Source organism: Massilia sp. CT11-108 (assembly GCF_047302915.1).
Classification (GTDB): domain Bacteria; phylum Pseudomonadota; class Gammaproteobacteria; order Burkholderiales; family Burkholderiaceae_D; genus Telluria; species Telluria orientalis.
On record NZ_JBKYMO010000664.1, the window covers coordinates 1 to 2,545 of the forward strand.

General features: G+C 68.1%; 3 protein-coding genes. 2 read left to right on the forward strand and 1 reads right to left on the reverse strand.

All coding sequences use genetic code 11. From position 1 onward, the window contains the following. The first annotated feature begins 295 nt into the window (after positions 1-295). Complete coding sequence (locus tag ACEN88_RS29100; protein ID WP_413345305.1) at positions 296-685, forward strand: hypothetical protein; 390 nt, start codon at positions 296-298, stop codon at positions 683-685. Here the strand turns inward: ACEN88_RS29100 and ACEN88_RS29105 are convergent. Beyond that, positions 646-1,596: a cation diffusion facilitator family transporter gene (locus ACEN88_RS29105; RefSeq protein ID WP_413345307.1), complete on the reverse strand. Its 951-nt coding sequence runs from the start codon at positions 1,594-1,596 to the stop codon at positions 646-648. The two genes, ACEN88_RS29100 and ACEN88_RS29105, sit on opposite strands and share 40 nt — an antisense overlap. A gap of 88 nt (positions 1,597-1,684) precedes the next feature. On the opposite strand from ACEN88_RS29105, the gene ACEN88_RS29110 reads away from it, so the two are divergent. Then, on the forward strand, positions 1,685-2,545 hold an 861-nt coding region (locus ACEN88_RS29110), incomplete at its 3' end, for a CoA-binding protein (RefSeq protein ID WP_413345309.1).

The following is a 2,545-nucleotide window of genomic DNA, read 5'->3' on the forward strand; positions in this document are numbered from 1 at the left end:
CTTCCAGGGCCTGGCCGTGGCGTGGCAGTGCTTCGCGACCGGCGTCGCGTGCGTGACGGCCGGCGCACTCACGGACGGCAGCATGCGTGCCGCGGCCAGGCCCTGGAAGGGCAGGGCGAGCAGCAGCAGCCAGGCAATCAGTGAGCGCATTACGGTCTTCATCGGGCGCATTCTAGCACGATGGACTGTTGCATTTCGATGCATTCAGGGCGCAATAAATGATGCAAGAATGGCCACGCGTGCTAGCATATTGTTATTACAACGAGAACAAACGGGAACGGGGATGTTGAGGCGCATGTTCGCGATACGGACCATGCGCAGCCAGCGCCAGGTAGGCGAACGGGCCGCGCAGGTCATCGACCGGGTGATCTTCGACATGGGCGTGGATCGCCTCGTACAAGGCTCGTTCGCGCTGGACCGCCACTTGCGCCCGCACTTTTCCAGCGCGCCCGTCATGCCGGGCCGCGACGGGGTCGCGGTGGCGCTGGCGCAGCTGGCGGAATGCACTGTGCTGTCCGCCGTGGCGAAGCGCAATCCCGATCCGGCGGTGCTGCGGCTGCACACCGCGGCCGTCGTCGATGGCCTGCTGCGCGAGTTCCGCGCCCGTTCGCCGCGGTTCCGGGCGCTGCCCGTCGCGCAGGCCGATCAGCGCATCGCCGAGCGCAGCGCGCCCGATTCGAAATAGATGTGGCGGATGGCCGGATACGCGGCCGTCACCGCCTGCTCCAGGCGCTCGATCGCCGCCTCCACTTCGTCGATGCGCATGCCGCGGTTGAAACGCACGGCCGCCGTCAGCAGGACTTCGTCCGGCCCCAGCTGCATGCTGAGCAGCTTGCCGACGTCCTCGATGGCCGGATCGTCGCGCAGGATTTCGCACACGTGCCGCGTGGCGTCCGTGCCGATGCCTTCGCCCACGAGCAGCGCGCCGGTCTCGCGCGCGAGGGCGAACGCGGCGCCCACGAGCAGGAGGCCGATCAGCACCGACGCGGCCGGATCGAAATACGGGCTGTCGAACACATGGCCGAGCAGGATGCCGGCGGCCGCGATGGCGAGGCCCAGCAGGGCGGCCGTGTCTTCGATGAACACGGTGAACACGGAGGCGTCCTTGCTGGCGTGGACCGTCTGCCACAGCGAGGCGCCCGCCTTGCGCCGCTTGTTCAACGCCTTGCGCGATACGTTCCAGCTATAGCCTTCGAAGCACGCCGACACGCCCAGCACGACGTAGTTCCACATCGGATCCGTCAGCGGCTCCGGATGGCGCAACGCGCTGATGCCGTGGTAGATGGACAATCCGCCGCCCAGCGAGAACACGGACAGCGCGACGAGCAGCGCCCAGAAATACAAGGCCTTGCCGTAGCCGAACGGATGCCGCTTGTCGGGCGGCTTCTCGCTGTTGCGCTCACCGACCAGCAACAGGAATTCGTTGCCGGTGTCGACGGCGGAGTGGATGCCTTCGGCCAGCATCGCCGCGCTGCCGGTGATGGCGGCGACGATGAACTTGGCGGCGGCGATGCCCAGGTTGGCGAGGATCGCCGCGTAGATCACCTTGCGCGAGCCGCCGTCTGTTCCGCTTTCTTCCCTGTTTGTTTCCGTCATGGTGTGTCAGCGCTGATATCATCCTGTCTATGTCGAACCAAGTGTAGCCAATCCGCGTGGAGCGGCTTGCACGGCTGGGAGCGGGTGGATGAGCGTACGTAACCTCAAGCAACTGTTTGCCCCGAAGTCGGTGGCGCTCGTCGGCGCGTCCGAACGTCCGGGAAGCGTCGGCGCGACCATGCTGCGCAACCTGCGCGAAGGGGGCTTCAAGGGGCGGCTGTACCCCGTGAACCCGAAGTACGAGACGCTGGACGGCCTGGAGGTCTGGCGGGACGTCGCGCGGCTGCCGGCGGCGCCGGACCTGGCGATCATCTGCACGCCGCCGTCCACCATCCCCGGCATCGTGCGCAGCCTCGGCGAGCTGGGGACGCGGGCGGCCATCGTGATGAGCGCCGGCGTGTCGACGGCGCGCGACCTGCGCGGCCGCAGCATCAAGCAGGCGATGCTCGATGCCGCCAACCCGTATTTGCTGCGCATCCTCGGCCCGAACAGTTCGGGGCTGCTGGCGCCGGGCATCGGCCTGAACGCGAGCATCGCGATGGGCGGCGCGGCGGCGGGGCGGATCGCGTTCGTGTCCGAATCGGGCGCGCTGATGGCGGGCGTGCTCGATTGGGCACGCACGCGCAACGTCGGCTTTTCCACGATCCTCGCGCTGGGCGAATCGTCCGACGTCGACTTCGGCGACGTGCTCGATTACCTGGCCAGCGATCCCGGCACGTCCGCCATCCTGGTGCATGCGGAGAGCGTGCGCTACGCCCGCAAGTTCATGTCGGCCGCGCGCGCGGCGGCGCGCAGCAAGCCGACCTTGATGCTCAAGGCCGGGCGGTCGCTGGAAGCGGCGACGGCCGGTGTCTGCCTGTCCGGCGTGCTCGCGCGGCCGGACGACGTCTACGACGCCGCGATCCGCCGCGCCGGCATGCTGCGCGTGTACACGACCGACCAGCTGTTT